16 protein-coding genes are annotated in these 16,004 nt (G+C 64.4%); 11 read left to right on the top strand and 5 right to left on the bottom strand.

Translation table 11 applies throughout. The features are described from left to right. Nucleotides 1–120 precede the first annotated feature (120 nt). From IEY07_RS15135 to IEY07_RS15120, 4 genes are read left to right on the top strand one after another with little or no spacing between them, the layout of a single operon-like run. Complete coding sequence (locus tag IEY07_RS15135) at nt 121–1,899, top strand: ATP-binding protein (RefSeq protein ID WP_188896224.1); 1,779 nt, start codon at nt 121–123, stop codon at nt 1,897–1,899. Between the two features lie 24 nt (nt 1,900–1,923). Next, on the top strand, nt 1,924–3,084 hold the full coding sequence (locus IEY07_RS15130) for an exonuclease SbcCD subunit D (protein WP_188896223.1): 1,161 nt from the start codon (nt 1,924–1,926) through the stop codon (nt 3,082–3,084). Continuing rightward, nucleotides 3,084–5,528 carry an AAA family ATPase gene (locus tag IEY07_RS15125; protein WP_229670146.1) on the top strand — a complete coding sequence of 815 codons (2,445 nt, stop codon included), beginning with the start codon at nt 3,084–3,086 and terminating at the stop codon, nt 5,526–5,528. The genes IEY07_RS15130 and IEY07_RS15125 overlap by 1 nt, the downstream gene beginning before the upstream one ends. Beyond that, nucleotides 5,525–6,463, top strand: a complete 939-nt coding sequence (locus IEY07_RS15120; protein WP_188896221.1) for a DNA double-strand break repair nuclease NurA — start codon at nt 5,525–5,527, stop codon at nt 6,461–6,463. Before IEY07_RS15125 ends, IEY07_RS15120 begins: the two co-directional genes overlap by 4 nt. 49 nt (nt 6,464–6,512) lie before the next feature. Here IEY07_RS15120 and IEY07_RS15115 read toward each other — a convergent pair whose 3' ends face one another. The 3 genes from IEY07_RS15115 to IEY07_RS15105 form a co-directional block, all read right to left on the bottom strand. Then, nucleotides 6,513–6,917 carry a PIN domain-containing protein gene (locus tag IEY07_RS15115; protein WP_188896220.1) on the bottom strand — a complete coding sequence of 135 codons (405 nt, stop codon included), beginning with the start codon at nt 6,915–6,917 and terminating at the stop codon, nt 6,513–6,515. After that, complete coding sequence (locus IEY07_RS15110; RefSeq protein ID WP_188896219.1) at nt 6,905–7,159, bottom strand: type II toxin-antitoxin system Phd/YefM family antitoxin; 255 nt, start codon at nt 7,157–7,159, stop codon at nt 6,905–6,907. The genes IEY07_RS15115 and IEY07_RS15110 overlap by 13 nt, the downstream gene beginning before the upstream one ends. A 655-nt stretch (nt 7,160–7,814) precedes the next feature. After that, nucleotides 7,815–8,321: a hypothetical protein gene (locus IEY07_RS15105; protein ID WP_188896218.1), complete on the bottom strand. Its 507-nt coding sequence runs from the start codon at nt 8,319–8,321 to the stop codon at nt 7,815–7,817. 125 nt (nt 8,322–8,446) lie between these two features. On the opposite strand from IEY07_RS15105, the gene IEY07_RS15100 reads away from it, so the two are divergent. The 5 genes from IEY07_RS15100 to IEY07_RS15080 all read left to right on the top strand — a co-directional run bounded on the left by IEY07_RS15100 (nt 8,447) and on the right by IEY07_RS15080 (nt 11,571). Then, a complete protein-coding gene (locus IEY07_RS15100) occupies nt 8,447–9,028 on the top strand; it encodes a hypothetical protein (protein WP_188896217.1) in 582 nt (193 codons plus the stop codon). 35 nt (nt 9,029–9,063) lie between these two features. Next, a complete protein-coding gene (locus IEY07_RS15095; protein ID WP_229670145.1) occupies nt 9,064–9,411 on the top strand; it encodes a nucleotide pyrophosphohydrolase in 348 nt (115 codons plus the stop codon). Between the two features lie 86 nt (nt 9,412–9,497). After that, nucleotides 9,498–9,851: a hypothetical protein gene (locus tag IEY07_RS15090; RefSeq protein ID WP_188896216.1), complete on the top strand. Its 354-nt coding sequence runs from the start codon at nt 9,498–9,500 to the stop codon at nt 9,849–9,851. A 2-nt stretch (nt 9,852–9,853) separates the two neighbouring features. After that, nucleotides 9,854–10,672 carry a PIN domain-containing protein gene (locus IEY07_RS15085; protein ID WP_188896215.1) on the top strand — a complete coding sequence of 273 codons (819 nt, stop codon included), beginning with the start codon at nt 9,854–9,856 and terminating at the stop codon, nt 10,670–10,672. Nucleotides 10,673–10,698: 26 nt separating this feature from the next. Next, nucleotides 10,699–11,571, top strand: coding sequence for an ADP-ribosylglycohydrolase family protein (locus IEY07_RS15080; RefSeq protein ID WP_188896214.1), 873 nt, complete (start codon nt 10,699–10,701; stop codon nt 11,569–11,571). An 80-nt stretch (nt 11,572–11,651) separates the two neighbouring features. Here the strand turns inward: IEY07_RS15080 and IEY07_RS15075 are convergent, their stop codons facing one another. Next, nucleotides 11,652–12,362 (bottom strand): hypothetical protein, encoded by a 711-nt coding sequence (locus IEY07_RS15075; protein ID WP_188896213.1) that lies wholly within the window; start codon nt 12,360–12,362, stop codon nt 11,652–11,654. 836 nt (nt 12,363–13,198) lie between these two features. On the opposite strand from IEY07_RS15075, the gene IEY07_RS15070 reads away from it, so the two are divergent. Then, a complete protein-coding gene (locus IEY07_RS15070; protein WP_188896212.1) occupies nt 13,199–14,254 on the top strand; it encodes a hypothetical protein in 1,056 nt (351 codons plus the stop codon). On the opposite strand, the gene add is transcribed toward IEY07_RS15070, so the two are convergent. Then, complete coding sequence (add, locus tag IEY07_RS15065; RefSeq protein ID WP_229670144.1) at nt 14,244–15,281, bottom strand: adenosine deaminase; 1,038 nt, start codon at nt 15,279–15,281, stop codon at nt 14,244–14,246. The genes IEY07_RS15070 and add overlap by 11 nt on opposite strands. A gap of 117 nt (nt 15,282–15,398) precedes the next feature. Between add and IEY07_RS15060 the strand changes: the two genes are divergently transcribed. Then, a complete protein-coding gene (locus IEY07_RS15060) occupies nt 15,399–15,875 on the top strand; it encodes a hypothetical protein (RefSeq protein WP_188896210.1) in 477 nt (158 codons plus the stop codon). Nucleotides 15,876–16,004: the final 129 nt, after the last annotated feature.

Genomic DNA, 16,004 nt, shown 5'->3' with positions numbered 1-16,004 from the left:
GTCGTGTGGCGAGTTGCGCAATTAGCTCATCTATCAAAGCGGGGCCACACATGGTTGGATCAGTCAAACTGATGTCACGCCTTCACCACGGACCAGAGCGTCATCTCCTAGATTGAGCACATGACCGACGACGCCCCCATCCCCACGCCCATCGCCCGCGTCCTCGGAACCCAGCCCGCCAGCCCACTCACCTTCTGGGCTTCTCTGGTCCCCGGCAACTGGCTCCAGCTCGACGACGTCGTGATCACCGAACGCGAACTCCCCGGCCGCGGCACGATCAGCACCGCCGGCATCGTCACTCAGGTTCAGGCCCGTCATGAAGGTGCGTCGTTCGAATCCGACGTGCACCTGATCGCCGACGGGTTCCTTCCCGGCGAGGTCGTCGAGTCCGCGGAGATCACGGTCACCCGGGTCGAGCCGGAGATCTACGTCCCGCCGACACCGGGAGCTGCCGTCCGCCGGGCCGAGGCCGCGGAACGGGACGAAGCGCTCTATTTCGACTCGATGGAGCGAAAGCTGCCGATCGGCCTCGGCCGTGACGGTCGCCCGGTCTACGCCAACCTCGACTTTCTCGACGGCACCAAGGGTGCGCACATCTCGATCTCGGGCATCTCCGGCGTCGCGACTAAGACCAGCTACGCACTCTTCCTGCTGCACTCGGTGTTCACCTCCCAGGTCCTCGGCGCCAAGGCGGTCAACACCAAGGCGTTGGTCTACAGCGTCAAGGGCGAGGACCTGCTCTATCTCGACTACCCGAACACCCGGCTCACCGATGATCAGGCCGCCGAGTACGCGACCCTCGGGCTTCCGGCCGATCCCTTCAAGTCGGTGCGCGTCTTCGCTCCTCCACGTCCGGGCGATTCGGCCGGCACCCCCAATGTCACCGGTCGGGTCGGCGGCGAAGTCTCGTCCATGTTCTGGACCCTGTACGAGTTCTGCCAGAACGAGCTACTTCCCTTCTGCTTCGCCGATCCGGAAGATGATCGTGCCCAGTACACGCTGCTGATCGGCCAGGTAGCAGCCAAGCTCAAGCGCGAAGCCGTCCCGGTCGGTGACTCCGGCGCGATCAGCATCGTGGGCCAGACCGTACGATCCTGGTCGGCGCTGATCGATCTTCTGCAAGATCAACTCACCGACGACAACACCCGTTCCAACTGGACCCCTGGATCGACCGCGCTCGGCTCGGTCAACGCGTTCCTTCGCCGGCTGCATTCGGCGGTACGGCCGCTCGGGCCGCTGATCCGCGGCGACCTTGATCTTCGCGGTCGACAGCAGGTCGGCACCTCGCAGGCACAGGTCACCGTCGTCGACATCCACTCGCTCGCCGACCGCGCCCAGCGCTTCGTCGTCGGCGTGACGCTCCGGCGTCAGCTCACCGACAAGGAGGCCAGCGGCTCGGCCGACCCGCTCACCTTCATCGTCCTGGACGAGCTCAACAAGTACGCGCCGCGCGAGGGATCGCATCCGATCAAGGAAATCCTGCTCGACGTGGCCGAACGCGGCCGCTCGCTCGGCGTGATCTTGATCGGCGCGCAGCAGACGGCCTCCGAGGTCGAACGCCGGATCGTTGCCAACTGCGCCATCCGCGTCGCGGGCCGGCTGGATGCCGCCGAGGCGTCCCGGCCCGAGTACGGCTACCTTCCGCAGACGCACCGGCAGCGAGCGCTGCTGGCCAAGCCCGGTTCGATGTTCGTCTCCCAGCCGGACCTTCCGGTGCCGCTTGCGGTGGAATTTCCCTTCCCTGCTTGGGCGACCCGCGTCGCCGAAGCCGGGACGCCGCCAGTCTCCGCCCTTCGGCAAGCTCAGGGATCGTCGGGAGCTCAGGGATCGTCCAGATCCAACGATCCGTTTGCTCGCGTGGCGCCCAAGCCTGCCGACGACAATCCGCCGCCGTTCTGATCGTACGATCCAGAAAGAGATCTCGTGCGCATTCTCCATACCGCCGACTGGCATGTCGGCAAGGTGCTCAAGGGCCGGCCGCGGCTCGACGAGCACGATGCGGTCCTACGCGATATCGTTCGCGTCGCCCATGACGAGGACGTCGACGTCGTCCTGGTCGCCGGTGACCTGTTCGACACCTCGGCTCCGACTCCGGACGCACAACGACTGGTGATGCGTACGCTGCTTGAACTCCACCACGATGGACGCCAGGTGATTGCCGAGGCCGGCAACCACGACAATCCGCGCCAGCTCGACGTCTTCCGTCCGGTGATGGGCGAACTGGGCATCACGATCGTCGGCGCTCCGGTGCGACCGGACGACGGCGGACAGCTCACGATCAAGACCCGAAGCGGAGAGGAGGCCCGGATTGCGATCCTGCCCTTCATCTCCCAGCGCAACGCGATCACCGCGAGCCAGGCGATCACTCGCACTGAGGCCGAGATCAACCGGGACTACTCCGACAACATCAAGCGGATGATCGACGCGCTGACCGCTGGCTTCGGCTCCGGTCGCGCGGTCAACCTCTTCATGACCCACGCGATGCTCTATGGCGGGTCAAAGGGCGGTGGCGAACGGGGCTCCCAGACGATCTTCGAATATGCCCTGCCGGCAACGCACTTCCCCAGCTACCTGCACTATGCGGCGCTCGGCCATTTGCACCGACGCCAGCAGATCGCCGGACCGGCACCGCTGCACTACTCAGGCTCACCGCTGCAGATCGACTTCGGCGAAGGCGAGAACACGTCGGTCGCCGTGATCATCGAGGTCACCGCCGACACCCCAGCCAAGACCAAGGACGTCGAGATCACCGGCGGACGACGGCTCCGTACGGTCCGGGGCACGCTGGCCGATCTGGAGAATCTGACCGTGGGTGACACCGACTGGTTACGCGTGATCATCTCCGAGAAGCCGCGGGCCGGCCTGGCCGACGATGTACGAGAGCTGCTGCCCGGGACGCTCGAAGTGCGCATCGACCCCGAGTTCAGCAGGCCTGCCGGTGCGGCCAACAGTTCGCAACGCATCGGGCGCAGTCCGGTCGAGTTGTTCACCGACTACCTCACGTCCCAGAACCGCGGGGATGTCGACAGGCTGACCCGCCGGTTCGCCGAACTCCTCGACGAGGTCCAGGGAGCTGGTGCCTGATGCGACCGATGCGCCTTGATATCGAAGGCTTCGGCACCTTCCGTGATCCTGTCAGCCTGGACTTCACCGACACCGACTACTTCGCACTGGTCGGTCCGACCGGATCGGGCAAGACGACCGTCATCGACGCGATCTGCTTTGCCCTGTACGGCGCCGCTCCGCGTTGGCCGCGGCGCAACCAGGTCTCACTGGCGATGGCGCCCTCGACCAGCTTCACCCGGGTCTCGCTGATCTTCGAGGTGGGCGGCAGGCAATACGCCGCCGTCCGAGCTCTGAGTAAGTCGGCGCGCGGGCAGGTGACTACCAAGCAGACCCGGTTAATCACATTGCCGGCCGAGATCGATCTCACCGGTGATCTTGGTGGGCTGCTCGGCGAGGAACTCGAGTCGATCGCAGAGACTCCGGCCGACATGGAGGCCGGCGTCGAGCGGATCCTTGGCCTCAGCTACGAACACTTCACGCAAAGCGTTGTGTTGCCGCAGGGCGGGTTCGCCAAGTTCTTGCACGCGGAGAAGCGCGAGCGCCAGGACCTGCTGGTCTCACTGCTCGGGCTCGGTGTGTACGAACGAGTGATGCAGTTGGCCAACCGGAAGTCCGACGAAGCGCGCACCACGGCATCGCTTCTTCGCGGAGAACTGGATCAGTACGCCGATGCCACCGAAGCCGCCGAGGAGTCGGCCGCTGACCGGCTGCGTACGCTTACCGATTTCCATGATCAACTCCAGGATCTGCTCGCGCCATGGAAGATCACTACGGCTGACCTTGAAACCGCCAGGACGAAGGTGTCCGACCAGGCGGCCGATCTTCAAGCGCTCAACTCCATCAGCACGCCAACGGGCCTCGACTCGCTGGCTGTCGAGAGAGAGGAGGCCGCCGCCACCTGCGCCGAATCTGCCGATGCGGTCGCGGCTGCCGAGAAAGCAGAACTCGAAGCGGAACAGGCGATCTCTGACGCAGGCCAGCCGTCGACGTGGCAGCAATTGATCAAGACCCACGACGAGTTCGACGCTACGCGGAAGCAGCAAGCTGTCGCCACGGCAGCTGTGGCCGAAGCTGTCGGCGCCCTCGACCAGGCGACGTCCGAGTGCGAGCACGCAACCCAAGTGCTGAAGCAGTCCCGGACGGCCCTGGAGGAGATCAGGATTGCCCACGCCGCCGATGATCTTGCCCAACACTTGGTTGCCGGCGACGAATGTCCCGTCTGCCGCCAGGTTGTGGCGACGATTCCCGACCGGCCGCCCCATCAGGGGCTTGCCGCGTCACGCGCCGCGCTTGACCGGGCCGAGGAGGCCATGAAGACAGCAGACGCGGCCCGATCGGCTGCTGAGCGGGGGCATGATCGCGCCGTCGCAGAAGAGGAACGGCTCGCCAAGACCCTGGCGGAGTTGGAAACGTCACTGGCTGGTCGGCCTGATGCGGCAGCCGCAGCTGCGGCGTACGAGAGAGCGACGGAGGCGGAGACCCGCTGTACCGTTGCGCGTCAGGTCGCCCGTACGGCTCGCGAAACCCAGCGGAAGGCCGATGATCGGGCCAAGGTTGTCGAGCAACGCTGGCATGACGTGGGTCGTAGCCTGATGATCGCTCGGGAGACCGTGGCTCGGCTCACGCCCCCAGCGACTATTGGTGATCATGTGGCCGATTGGTCATCGCTTGCTTCGTGGGCTGCCGGGAAGATCACCGAACTGACAGCCGCGGCCGCAGATTCGCTTGCGGCCAGGGAGACCGCAGCTTCCCGCGAACTCGAGCAGCGCGCAGTCGTCGGCCGGGCACTGGACGACCATGATCTCGCGGCTCCGGCTGACTTCACCGAGAATGCCGTCCTGACCACCGTCGTCAGAGCAGTGGAACGAGCCCAGAACGCTCTCGACCGAATCAAGGAGCGCCGCGGCCTAGCCGAAGCACTCGAGAAGCGAATCGGTGATCAAGAGGAATCGGAGCAGCTGCACAAGGAGCTGGGCAATCTGCTCAACGCCCGCAACTTCGAACGGTGGATGGTCGAGGAAGCCCTCCGGGCGATGATGATCGAAGCATCGGAGACGCTGACCGAGTTGTCGGGCGGCCAGTTCGAGCTCACGCTGGACAACAAGCAGGACATCCTGGTGATCGATCACAACGACGCAAGCAGTCAACGGCCAGTGCAGACCCTGTCCGGCGGCGAGACCTTCCAGGCCTCCCTGGCGCTGGCGCTGGCCCTCAGTTCACAGATCGCCGCACTGTCGCCCAACACCGGCCAGCTCGACACCATCCTGCTGGACGAAGGCTTCGGCACACTGGACCCGTCGACTCTCGACATCGTCGCCAGCACGCTGGAACAGCTGGCCGGCGGCGGCGAGCGTACGGTCGGGCTCGTCACTCACGTCGCGGCCCTCGCCGAACGGGTACCGGTCCGATTCGAGGTGCGCCGGGAAGGTTCCCGATCATCGGTAGAGAAGGTCTGGGCATGACTGCCCGGGTCTGGGTCGATCCGTGGGACCCGTCCTTCGGCACCTCCCTTGGCGACGGCGCCCTCGACGAGTCCGCCGCCAAACTCACTCTTGATCTTGAAACGCCACCAGAGTCTTGGGCGCCCGTGAATCCAGCCGCAGACGGTTGGCGGCCATCAGAGTTGTTGATCATCGATGGCGTACGGCGGATCGACGCTCGGGTCTGGTTCAGCGACGATGATCATCCTGCCGCCGTCCTCGGTATCGCAGCAAGCGTTGCCGCCGGAGTGGTCCGGATCGACGGGCACGCGCGAGTTGCCGAGACACGGGTCGGGCGCGGGATCTTCACAAGCTTTCCCGGAGCCGACGAGGTCAGGACGCCCATCGCAGAATATCCGGTCATCCACACGGCAGGAGGCGACTTCGAGGACCTCCAGATCGGCGTACAGCAACGGATGGGCGAACTCGAAGTCGAGGCCGCATCCGCCAGTCGGGCGCGCGAGGACGATCTGATGATCATGGACGGACCCCTCTTCGGCCGTACGACGATCCCCCGTGCCCTGGGCTACATCAAGAGCCACCGCGCGTCGTACCTGCCGCCGGAACTGAACGAGATCATCGTCAGACTCCAGGCAGGCCAGCGGACTCCGGTCTTCACCATCGGTACGACCTGGTCGCGGCACACCTGGTATCTACGCCTTCCGACCACCTCAACCTCGCCCTGGGCCGGGATCGTACGCTGTGAGGCCGCCGAGTCGCTGTCTCGCGCGGAGGTCTTGCGGCTTGCCGACACCTCAGCGACCGTGCTTCCGCCATTCGCCTCGGAGCCGTACAAAGACTCGCGAGCGCCTCAGAATCTGGTTCCGATCGGTGGCCTGGAAAGGGCGCTGCGGCATCGTCTCGGGGACCCGACGAAGCTGCATCGGGCGCTGACCGCTGCAACCGCCAAGTCCTGATCCATTGGCCGGCCCCGGTGATGGAATGTCACCCGAGGCTCGGCGACAGTTACGGGTCAGTCGGCTCGGCAACCACGACGCCGGGAAGTTGGCCGAAACGCGCACGCACGTCGCGCGAGACCACCTGGCGGCCGGATTGTCGGGCGTGAGCGGCGATGATGAGGTCTTGTGCGCCTCGGGTCGTGCCAGTACGCCGCACATGGTCGAGTAGGACTGCGTGTTCGAGCGCCGTTGTGCGCGTGTAGGGCAAGACTTCGACAACGGAAACCACGGCGTCGACGAACGTCGCCCGAGCCGACCGTCGCTCGGTGTCAGCAGCGAGCACGCCGTGCCGCAATTCCGCCAGCGTCACTGCGGCGATTGCCACATCGGTGCTGCCCGGAAACGGCATGCCCCGGCTGCGCCGCCGCTCTAGGTCGATGAGGAAAGTCGTGTCGAGGATCAGTCGAGCCACGGATCACTCGGCATCGTCAGAAGGCGGTTGGCGCCGAGAGCGTCGCGTTCGAAGTCAAGATCAAGGGCCGGGACATCGTCCAGGGCATCCTGGAGAGACTCAAGCGTGTGCGTGCCTGCAGGGACGATCCGAGCGACTTCTCTGCCGTCCCGCACAACGACATACTCCTCGCCATCATGCTCGACACGATCCAGTAGCGCCGCGAATCCTCGCGATGCTTCGCGCGCAGTCACCCTGGGCATAGTCCAAGGGTACGCCTTACTGTCAGACATGTCAGACGACCCTGCTTCCAGGTCGAGGTGACCTGGTGGTCTGGGGTCGATGACCGCCGCGCCCAAGACCCGCGCGTAGACCAACACCTGCCGAGCCAATTGGACGTGAGGTTGACAGAGGCACCTGTCCGGCAAAGGCCAAGGCGATTGCCCGCTTCGCGGCCAACTCTGCCTGCCGGGCTAACTCATTGCCGCCCCGACCGGACCTCCGCATGCCGAACACGCCGAGGCCCGGCTGAAGATCATCGGGGTGACGATGTAGCCGAGCCAGCACGTGCTCGTAGATGTTGCCCGGACCGCGCCGCGGGCGTACTGCGATCAACTCCCGTCGCGGCGGTCCTCCAGCGCACTCCGGCGGCATCTCCCGGAAGACCAGGCGGTAATCGGGCCGTCGATGTGGGTCAGACTGGATGTAACACGTCACAGAGTCCCGAAGATCACCTTTGCCTGGCTCGTAGCCCAGGGCGTGATAGCCATTAGCCTCGCCGGATTGCAAGCCCGTGATCTCCCGGTCGACCTTGAGGAACAGGTACACGTAGTTGGCCGGGTCAGTCTCCGCGAGGCGCTGAATCCGCAGTAGATCCAGCTCTACCTGGGGCGGCCGGAGGAGCTCGTACACGACGGCTCACTCACCGGGCAGCTTGCCGTACTTCTTCCGGGCTATCTCGAGCGCCTCATCCGACAATCGGTGCTCAGCGAACCACTTCTCCGCATCGAACGGTCGACTTGTCGGCAGCGGCTGGGACACGTACGTCCGCTTGGTCGGATCGTCGTCCACCCCTTCCGGCGGATGATCATCTCCACGCAGATCGCGGTACTGCGCCGTCGACATGATCATCAGCCGCGGCTCGTCCCCATCACCCCACACCACGGGCAGGAACGACCCGGCCCGGATCTCGGCGACCATCTGCTCGAGATCCGAGGCCACCTCATCAACCGATCCGACCCGAGCACGGCGCGGGATCCGCTGCTCGCCGCCCAGCTCCTCGAATTCGTCATAGGTGAGCACGACCGCCTCCGGCCTGCTGTCGCCGAAGCTGAAGGGAAACGTGCTCGCCGAACGGAACCGCTCCAGCACCGCAGGCAGACCGCCGGCAACCTCAGCGACCGTGGGGACCTCGAACTCAGCCATGCCCCCACGCTAGGCCGCAGCGCCGCTCAACCCCGGACCTTGTCCACAGGGGTCCAGACGCTCACCGACCGCAGCGGGACCGGCAATCAATCGCCACTGTCAGTACCGACTGGCAGTCTTTCGGCATGGACGAGGCAACGGATCCCTGGGAAGACGCGCCGGCCGAGCTTGCTGGATATTGGCACGAAGGTGATGCTCGGTGGGGCAGATGGGCGTGGCAGATCCTGGCGTCAGCCGGAACCGTGCCGACGATGCTCGACGAGACGCATCCCAACTACACCGACCATCTGATCACCGCTGCCGCGCTGGTACATCTGGGCAACAGCTTCACGGTGTGCGAAAGCATCGACGACCTGGAACCGCCCGAGCTCAGCGAGTTGATCAGTGACATCGCGTTGGGTCGCCATGCCGAGCGGCTCGGGCTCCACAGCGAACACTGGCCCGAGACGAGATATGACCTCGGCGCGGTGATCGTCTGTGATCGGATGCCCACCGTTGCCAAGGCGCTGGCCCGCGAGATCGGTATGAGCCGGCTCTACGCCGACCTGTGGGCGCAGCGGATCGAGCATGGCGGCTACCCGCTCGCCGACCACCTGATGTACGACATTCTCAACTCAGTGACCTCCGACAAGATGATCGCCTGGGAGTGGCTGTCCGCACTGGCCGGGCACGTCGAGCAGTCCGATCGCTTTAGCCCGAGCCGCTGATCCCGGCTCGTTCTCCCAGATGCGAGGCTTGCACCATGTCTGATCTCATCGAGCTTCGCGACGGCATGCGGCGATTCACCGAGGAACGTGACTGGAGCCGCTTCCACGACCCGAAGTCCCTCGTTCTCGCACTGATGGGCGAAGTCGGCGAACTCGCCGAGTTGTTCCAGTGGCTGCCGGCCGAATCCGCTGCCGACAAGGCCCACGACGAACCGCTGCACACACGGGTCGAGGAAGAGATCTCGGACGTACTCCTCTACTTGGTCCGGCTCGCCGATGTGCTCGATGTTGATCTTGCCGACGCCGCAACGCGAAAGATGGAGTCATCCTCGGTTAAGCACGAGCCGGGACAGGAACCGACTCGCTACATCCTGGGCGACTGACTCTGGCCGCGCCGGTCTGTGGATAGCGACACGTCGGGCGACCGACTCCGCGCTAGCGTGAACGGCGTATATAGCGAGGGAGGATCATGACCGACAGGCAACACGATCCGAAAGGGCGGGTGCAGCCCGACTACGACGAGCTCCAGGCAAAGCGGTACGGCCGCCAGGTGCGCGATTGGATCCAGTACCGCGACGAGGTGTTAGCCGGCGACCCGGACTCTGTCGTCCCATCGGAGGCTGCGGCCGCGATCCTCGGCCTACGGCTCCAAGACTTGGTGTCCGCGATGGACGATGGCCGCCTGGGATACAAGGAGATCGATGGCGAGCGGATTATCCGCGTTGCCGACCTACAAGTTGCTTTCGAGAAGGATCAGCGCCGCCGGCAGGAATTCGCGGACGGTTGGTCCCAACTGCAAGCAAAGCTCGACTGGGACGAGTAGGCGTGGACCAGTCATCGCAGAGCGGGCCGAAACCGCCCCGGAGCGTCGTACTCCTCGACGCCAATGTGCTCTACTCCAGAGTGCTCAGCGACTACTTCGTTCAGCTCCAAGCAACAAACGTAGCGGCGGTCAAATGGAGTTCGCAGATCCTGGACGAAGTGGTGAGAAACAAGAAGAAGACCGCCACCATGCGCTGCCATGATCCCGCCGAGCTCCCTTCCCTTCTCGCTACTGCTGAGGATCTACGGAACCACGCCCGGACCAACTATCCGGAATCATTCGTCGAGCCGTCCGAGGAAGATTACGCACGATTCGCCGACCTCTACATGCCGGACCCGGATGACCGCCACGTTGTCGCTGCGGCGGTCGCTGCCCGCGCCACCTACCTGTGCACCTCCAATACCCCGGACTTCCCAGACCCGGTCATGGAGCGCGTGGGCATCGAACGCATCAAGCCCGACGCACTGCTCCATGAGCACGCCAGCCGCAGCCCACTGGCGATGGTCCAGGCCCATCAAAAAGTTGTCGGTTGGACTCGGGGCACCACGCATCGAGGGTTGTTGGAGCGGCTTCGGCGGGCACAGGCTCCCGCTACAGCCGAGACGCTGGAACGCATCCTCAAGAGTCTCGGCAACCTCGACTCTCGAGATGATCTTGCCCGGGTATACGCCTCCGCCTTGGCTGAACGCCACCGCGCCCAGATCGGATTGCTGCCTCCAACGTCCAGGCGGCCTGGCCCGGAGCAACTCCGTGTACGCCCGGCGACTGGATTCCGGGATCGGCAACGACTTGACCAGCAGCGCGGAGTCGGTGGCCGGTAACAGCTGACGATGGGAGTTGTCTGACGATGCCCACAAGACCGAAGGACCGCGCACGCGACGTCCTGCTCGGAGTTCTGTACGGCGACTGCCTCGGGGCGGCATACGAATTCCGCACCGGCCCACTGACCGGTCCGATCACGATTGGAGTCTCGACTTTCGGCCATCCCGCTGGCCGTGGAACTGACGACACGGAGACGACGGTCGCCGTTGCCCAGGGACTCGTGGATGCGGCGCGAGATCATGGATCGCCGACGAAGGCGGTCGCCGATCGACTACTGGCTTGGTTCGACAGCCGACCGCCGGATGTCGGCGGCACGACCGCGAACGGTCTGCTCAGCTATCGCGACACCGGGAATCCGAGAGCTGGTTCATCGGCTCCGAACAGCGTCGCGAACGGGTCCTTGATGCGCTCGGCGCCATTCGCGCTGATCAGCGGCGATGGCGCCGATCTCGCTGTCGATTCATCGCGCACAACTCACGCTCATCCGGAAGTGCTGGGCTGCGTACGCGTCTACATCTGGATGCTGCAGTCGCTGCTCGACGGCGCCCGCATCGATCTGGACATGATCGAAGACGTCGCCGGAGCCGACCTTGGTCTGCATCCGGGCTTGGAGCTCGATGAGATTCCGTGTGCCGGGATCGGTCACGCCATCTACGCGCTGGATCTGGCGATCTGGGCGGCAACGAAGGCCGCGAACTTCGACAGTTCGATGGAGTCGATCATCCGGCTGGGCGGCGATACCGACACCAACGGCGCGATCTGTGGCGCAGTCTTGGCTGCGCGGTTCGGCTTCCCGGAGGGATTGGGTGCTGATCTTGATCATGATCGGGTCCAGGAGCTCCGTGACCTGGCGGCCGATCTTGTGGCAATCGACGCGACGGTGTTGGAGCGGCAGTAGGTCCGTGGCGCGGTGGTCGCACCTGATCATGGTCGCGTCCGCGAGCCGCAGGGGCATGCGGGTGTGCTCGCGACGCTGTCTCAGTCGATTGCGGCTTCGGCCAATAGGCTGATCGTCCATTGGATGACGGCCCATCCCAGCGCCCAGTCGGCGTGCCCGGAGATACCCTCGGGGTCGATGGGATTGGAGTTCGCGACGGCCTGCTTCAGGGTGGCACGCGCCGACGCGTTGCTGATCTTGCTCAGGCCGGCGGTCACCGGGTTGCTGCTCACCCAGTTCACGCCGGTCTCCGCGTACGGAACGAAACTCAGGAACGCGTTGATGAACCTGACAGATTCGCCACGCGTGATGGTCACCAGCGTGCCTTCCCTGTGGTCGGCGAATCGGATCCCTACTCCGAGTACGTCATCAAGATCATCTTCGTTGTAGCTGCACCAGCAGCCAGTGATCTCCGCGTCATCGAGATAGCGAAGCCAATAGGGGAACTCGACTCCGCCCTCCTCGTGATCCTCATCAAAGGCCATGCTCACGGCGTAGTTGCCGACCATTCGGGACATGGTGTAGCCCGCTGCCCGGAGCCCATAGAGCCCCGATGCGGCGAAGTCAGCCAGCAGGTCCTGGATCGGTGGCTGGTCCGGGTCGTTGGCCCTCACAACACCGCAGGCGGCAAACCACTGGCTCACCTTGAGCAGGAACATCATGGGATGCTCGTCGGACAACAGCTCGGAGTACATGTCGCTGATCGCGTACAACTCCTCGAGTGCTTGCTGATCCTCGGTCGGCAGCTCCATGTCAGCTGACGTCACCGCTGTGGGTGGCGGCGTGACTGGTGTGCCCAGCCGGGTCGTCGGCCGGAGCTTCGGCCGGTTGTTTCTGCGTGGACCTCCCGGACGGCCTGGCCGGCGCCGGGAGTGATGCTTCGAGCGTCTCTTGGTAGTCATTGCCCCAGACAAGCGCAGCGGTCTGACAGTGCCACGAACTGCAGATCGAAACACGGGAGTTATCCACAGGCCCCTCCCGAGGTGGGCCGATTCTCTGCTTAGCTATGCGTCAACCGACTGTTGTGAGGTACGGACCTGATGCATCGACGACTGGCCGCGGCGACGACGATCTGCGCGACGCTGCTCCTGGCCGCCTGCACGCAGCACGCTCCGCAGCCGCCGCCCCCTCCGTCTCCAGGGCCGACGATGCCGTCTGATCCGCCGACGTCAGCATCACCAGCATCTTCCAATCCCACACCGGGCCGGTCTACGCCGACCACCTCAGAGCATGCGGATCTGCTGAAGGTTCAGTCGCTCTATAAGGACGAGTTTGCATCGGAGACGCAGGTCTTGAAGCACGGCGGGGCTGATCGATTGCCACTGGACATCCGCAGGCGAACCGCTGGTTCGTACCAGCAAGAGGTGCTGCAAGATTTTCGGTCCACGAAGAAGAGCCACACCCATCTAGAAGTCGGTGGCAGGCTTCTAGGAATCGCCATGGACAAGTGGTCCCCCGCCAGAGTCACATTCCAATCGTGTGAGGACTACAGCGGAGCGAAGTCAGTGGACAAGCATGGGAAGCCGGTCGATAACAAGCAAGGAGTGCGCGTAGTCCAGAAATTCACGGCGGTGAAGCATCAGGAGGCGTGGCTCTTTTCGAGCGTCACACCGAAGGTCGTGAAGGACTTTCGGAGCGCGCCCTGCGACGGAAACTGGTACTCGTGATGTATCACAAGACGTCTGCTTTCGTGGTTCTGCTTCTGGTACTGGGTGTGGCGCTCGTTGCCAAACCGAGCCCGGCTTGGGCAGGGCCCCAGATGAAGTGCATCCACTACAAGAAGTACGTAGGAAAATCGGGGCAGGTCACGGAGGTGTGCGACAAGAGCGTTCCGGTCACCAGTTCTGATAATTCCAATGGGAGCAGCGGTGGGGGCGGCTCCGATACATCTGTTTCCACGGCCCGCACAAAGTCACCGAAAGAGATCTACGACGAGAAGGTCGCGGCGATCAAGAAGAAGAACGCCGCGGCCATGGACGCGTACAAAATCGCACTCGCCCAAGCGAACGACCACTACAAAACCGGCGAATGCACCTTCACCCCCGGCGGATCGTTCAGCGGCCAGGATTGTGCTCCGACCAAGCCGAACCTGATCTCAATCCCCAAGCCGCCCAAGGGCACACCAGCACCACCACCCAACACTCCTCTGATGCCACCCGAAGAAGCGGCCTACCTGGCGATCGCCACCAAGCTCCAGATCAACGCCAGCGGAGTCGGCATCGGACCCGACCCCGACCTCAGCAAATGGAACATGGCCGTCGTCGGCCACTCCTACTGGCTCTGGGCCACCGGACCAACCCACCTCGGACCCGTCTCCGACTCCGCATCCGGCCGCACCGTCACCCTCGAAGCCAACCTCACCAAAGTCACCTTCGACATGGGCGACGGCAACACCATCACCTGCAACGGGCCCGGCACCCCCTACCCCGGCGACAAAGACGGCCTGTATTCCAAGTCGCCCACCTGCAGCTACACCTACGCCACCACCTCACGCCACCACACCGGCGGCACCTACCCCGTCCGCGCCACCACCTACTGGTCCATCACCTACACCGCCCCCGACGGCAACGGCACCATCCCCATCGTCCTCGCCACCGAACGCGACCTGAAAGTCGGCGAACTCCAAACCGTCATCACCCACTGAGTCCGTCGGGCCCGCCCGCCGACTTATCGATCGCGGCCAGATACCGCACCTTCTCCGAGTCCGAAGCGAAGCTGGCGGTGACACTGTTCCGCGCCAGCTGAACGATCTCAGCCTCCGACAGCACCGAGGCCGCGGCGATCGCACGGTAGTTGTCGTTGACATACCCACCGAAGAACGGCGGATCGTCGGAATTGACCGTGACCAACAGCCCGCGACGCAAGAACCCAGCGAGCGGATGAGCGGCCAGGTCCGGCACCACCTGGAGAGCCCGGTTCGACAGCGGACACATCGTCAACGGCACCTGCTCGTCACGGATCCGTTCGACCAACTCCGGGTCCGACATGATCATCACACCATGATCGATCCGGTCGGGTCGGCACACGTCGAGCGCCTCGCGTACATAGTCGGCCGGGCCGTCCTCGCCTGCGTGAACGGTGATCCGATAACCCCGACCGCGAGCGTTGGCGAAGTAGCGGGCAAATTTGGACGGCGGATTCCCTCGCTCGGCCGAACCCAGACCGATGCCGATGATCTGATCGCGCCACGGCTCCAAGAGACCCAACAACTCCAGACCGGACGCTTCGTCGCGATGCCGCTGCGCAGTACAGATCAGTGCACCGTCGATACCCCATTCCTGACGGGCATCCGCGATCGCCGCGAGCACCCCGTCCATCATGATCGACATCGGCACACCGGCGTCCAAGAAGGTCTGGGTACCGAAGAAGATCTCGGCTCGTACCACGTTGTCCGCGGCCGCGCGGCGGAGGTAGTCCAACGCAAGATCGTAGAAATCCTGGCCTCCGCGCAACGTCCCGGCCACCTGGAACAGGACCTGCAGGAAGTCCGGCAGCCCTTCGAACCGGTAGGCGGCAGCAAGATCATCTTCCGACGCCCACGGCAACATCACCCCGTTGCGCCGTGCGCATACGAACACCGTCGCGGGCGTCAGCGTTCCCTCCAGATGCACATGCAACTCAGCCTTGGACAGTCGGTCGATCAACGAGGCGACCTCCGGGCGTATGAGCACATCGTTCACCGTTCCTGCCGCCTTCCCGCACTTATCCACAACAAGATCTCCGCGCACCCCAACGTGCATGCCGAAACTCCTAGGCTCGCCTGACGTTACCGATGCAGGAGTGCGCCGATGTCACTGCCCGTCCAGGAGCTACCGCTCCCCCGACCCGAGCGCGCCGCTGACCGGTTGCTGATCCGACTGGCCGAGTTGATCAAGAACAGTGACACCGTCGGCGACGTCCTGGCTGCCAGTCCCGGTCCGCGTCTCGACCTCGTCCTGGAGACCTTCACGCCGGGGCGACGATCCTATTCAGCGAGACTCTCGCCAGGATGGAGCGCGACAGTCACCCTCCGTGAGAAACATCCGTTCGGACCTCGACTGGTGCTGGACATCCACGGTTCGCCCGGTGCTGAGAGCTTCAGCGACATCTGCCAGATCGCCGCCAGCCGGTTCATCGCCATCCTGGCGCGTGCCGGATTTTCCAACTGCGTCGTTTACGGTGAGCACAACCGTCGACTCGGTTATGCGCTGCAGCGCGGTACCTTCGGGGTCGAGCTAACCACCTTCGGGGACCGGCGCTGGATCCGATCGGTGCTGGTGCGATGACCGCGTACACACCGAGCACGCACCCATCGCGGCGGGCGCAGAACCTGCTGCACCGATTCGCCCGGCATCCGAGCGTCGGAGACGACGCGGCGGCCACGCTGGAGCAGGTCCTGTCCGCGTCGCCGTTGC

It is taken from the genome of Microlunatus endophyticus (assembly GCF_014646195.1).
Lineage (GTDB): Bacteria > Actinomycetota > Actinomycetes > Propionibacteriales > Propionibacteriaceae > Microlunatus > Microlunatus endophyticus.
Note: the sequence above shows the minus strand (reverse complement) of the source record. Positions and strands in the feature narration are given on the sequence as shown.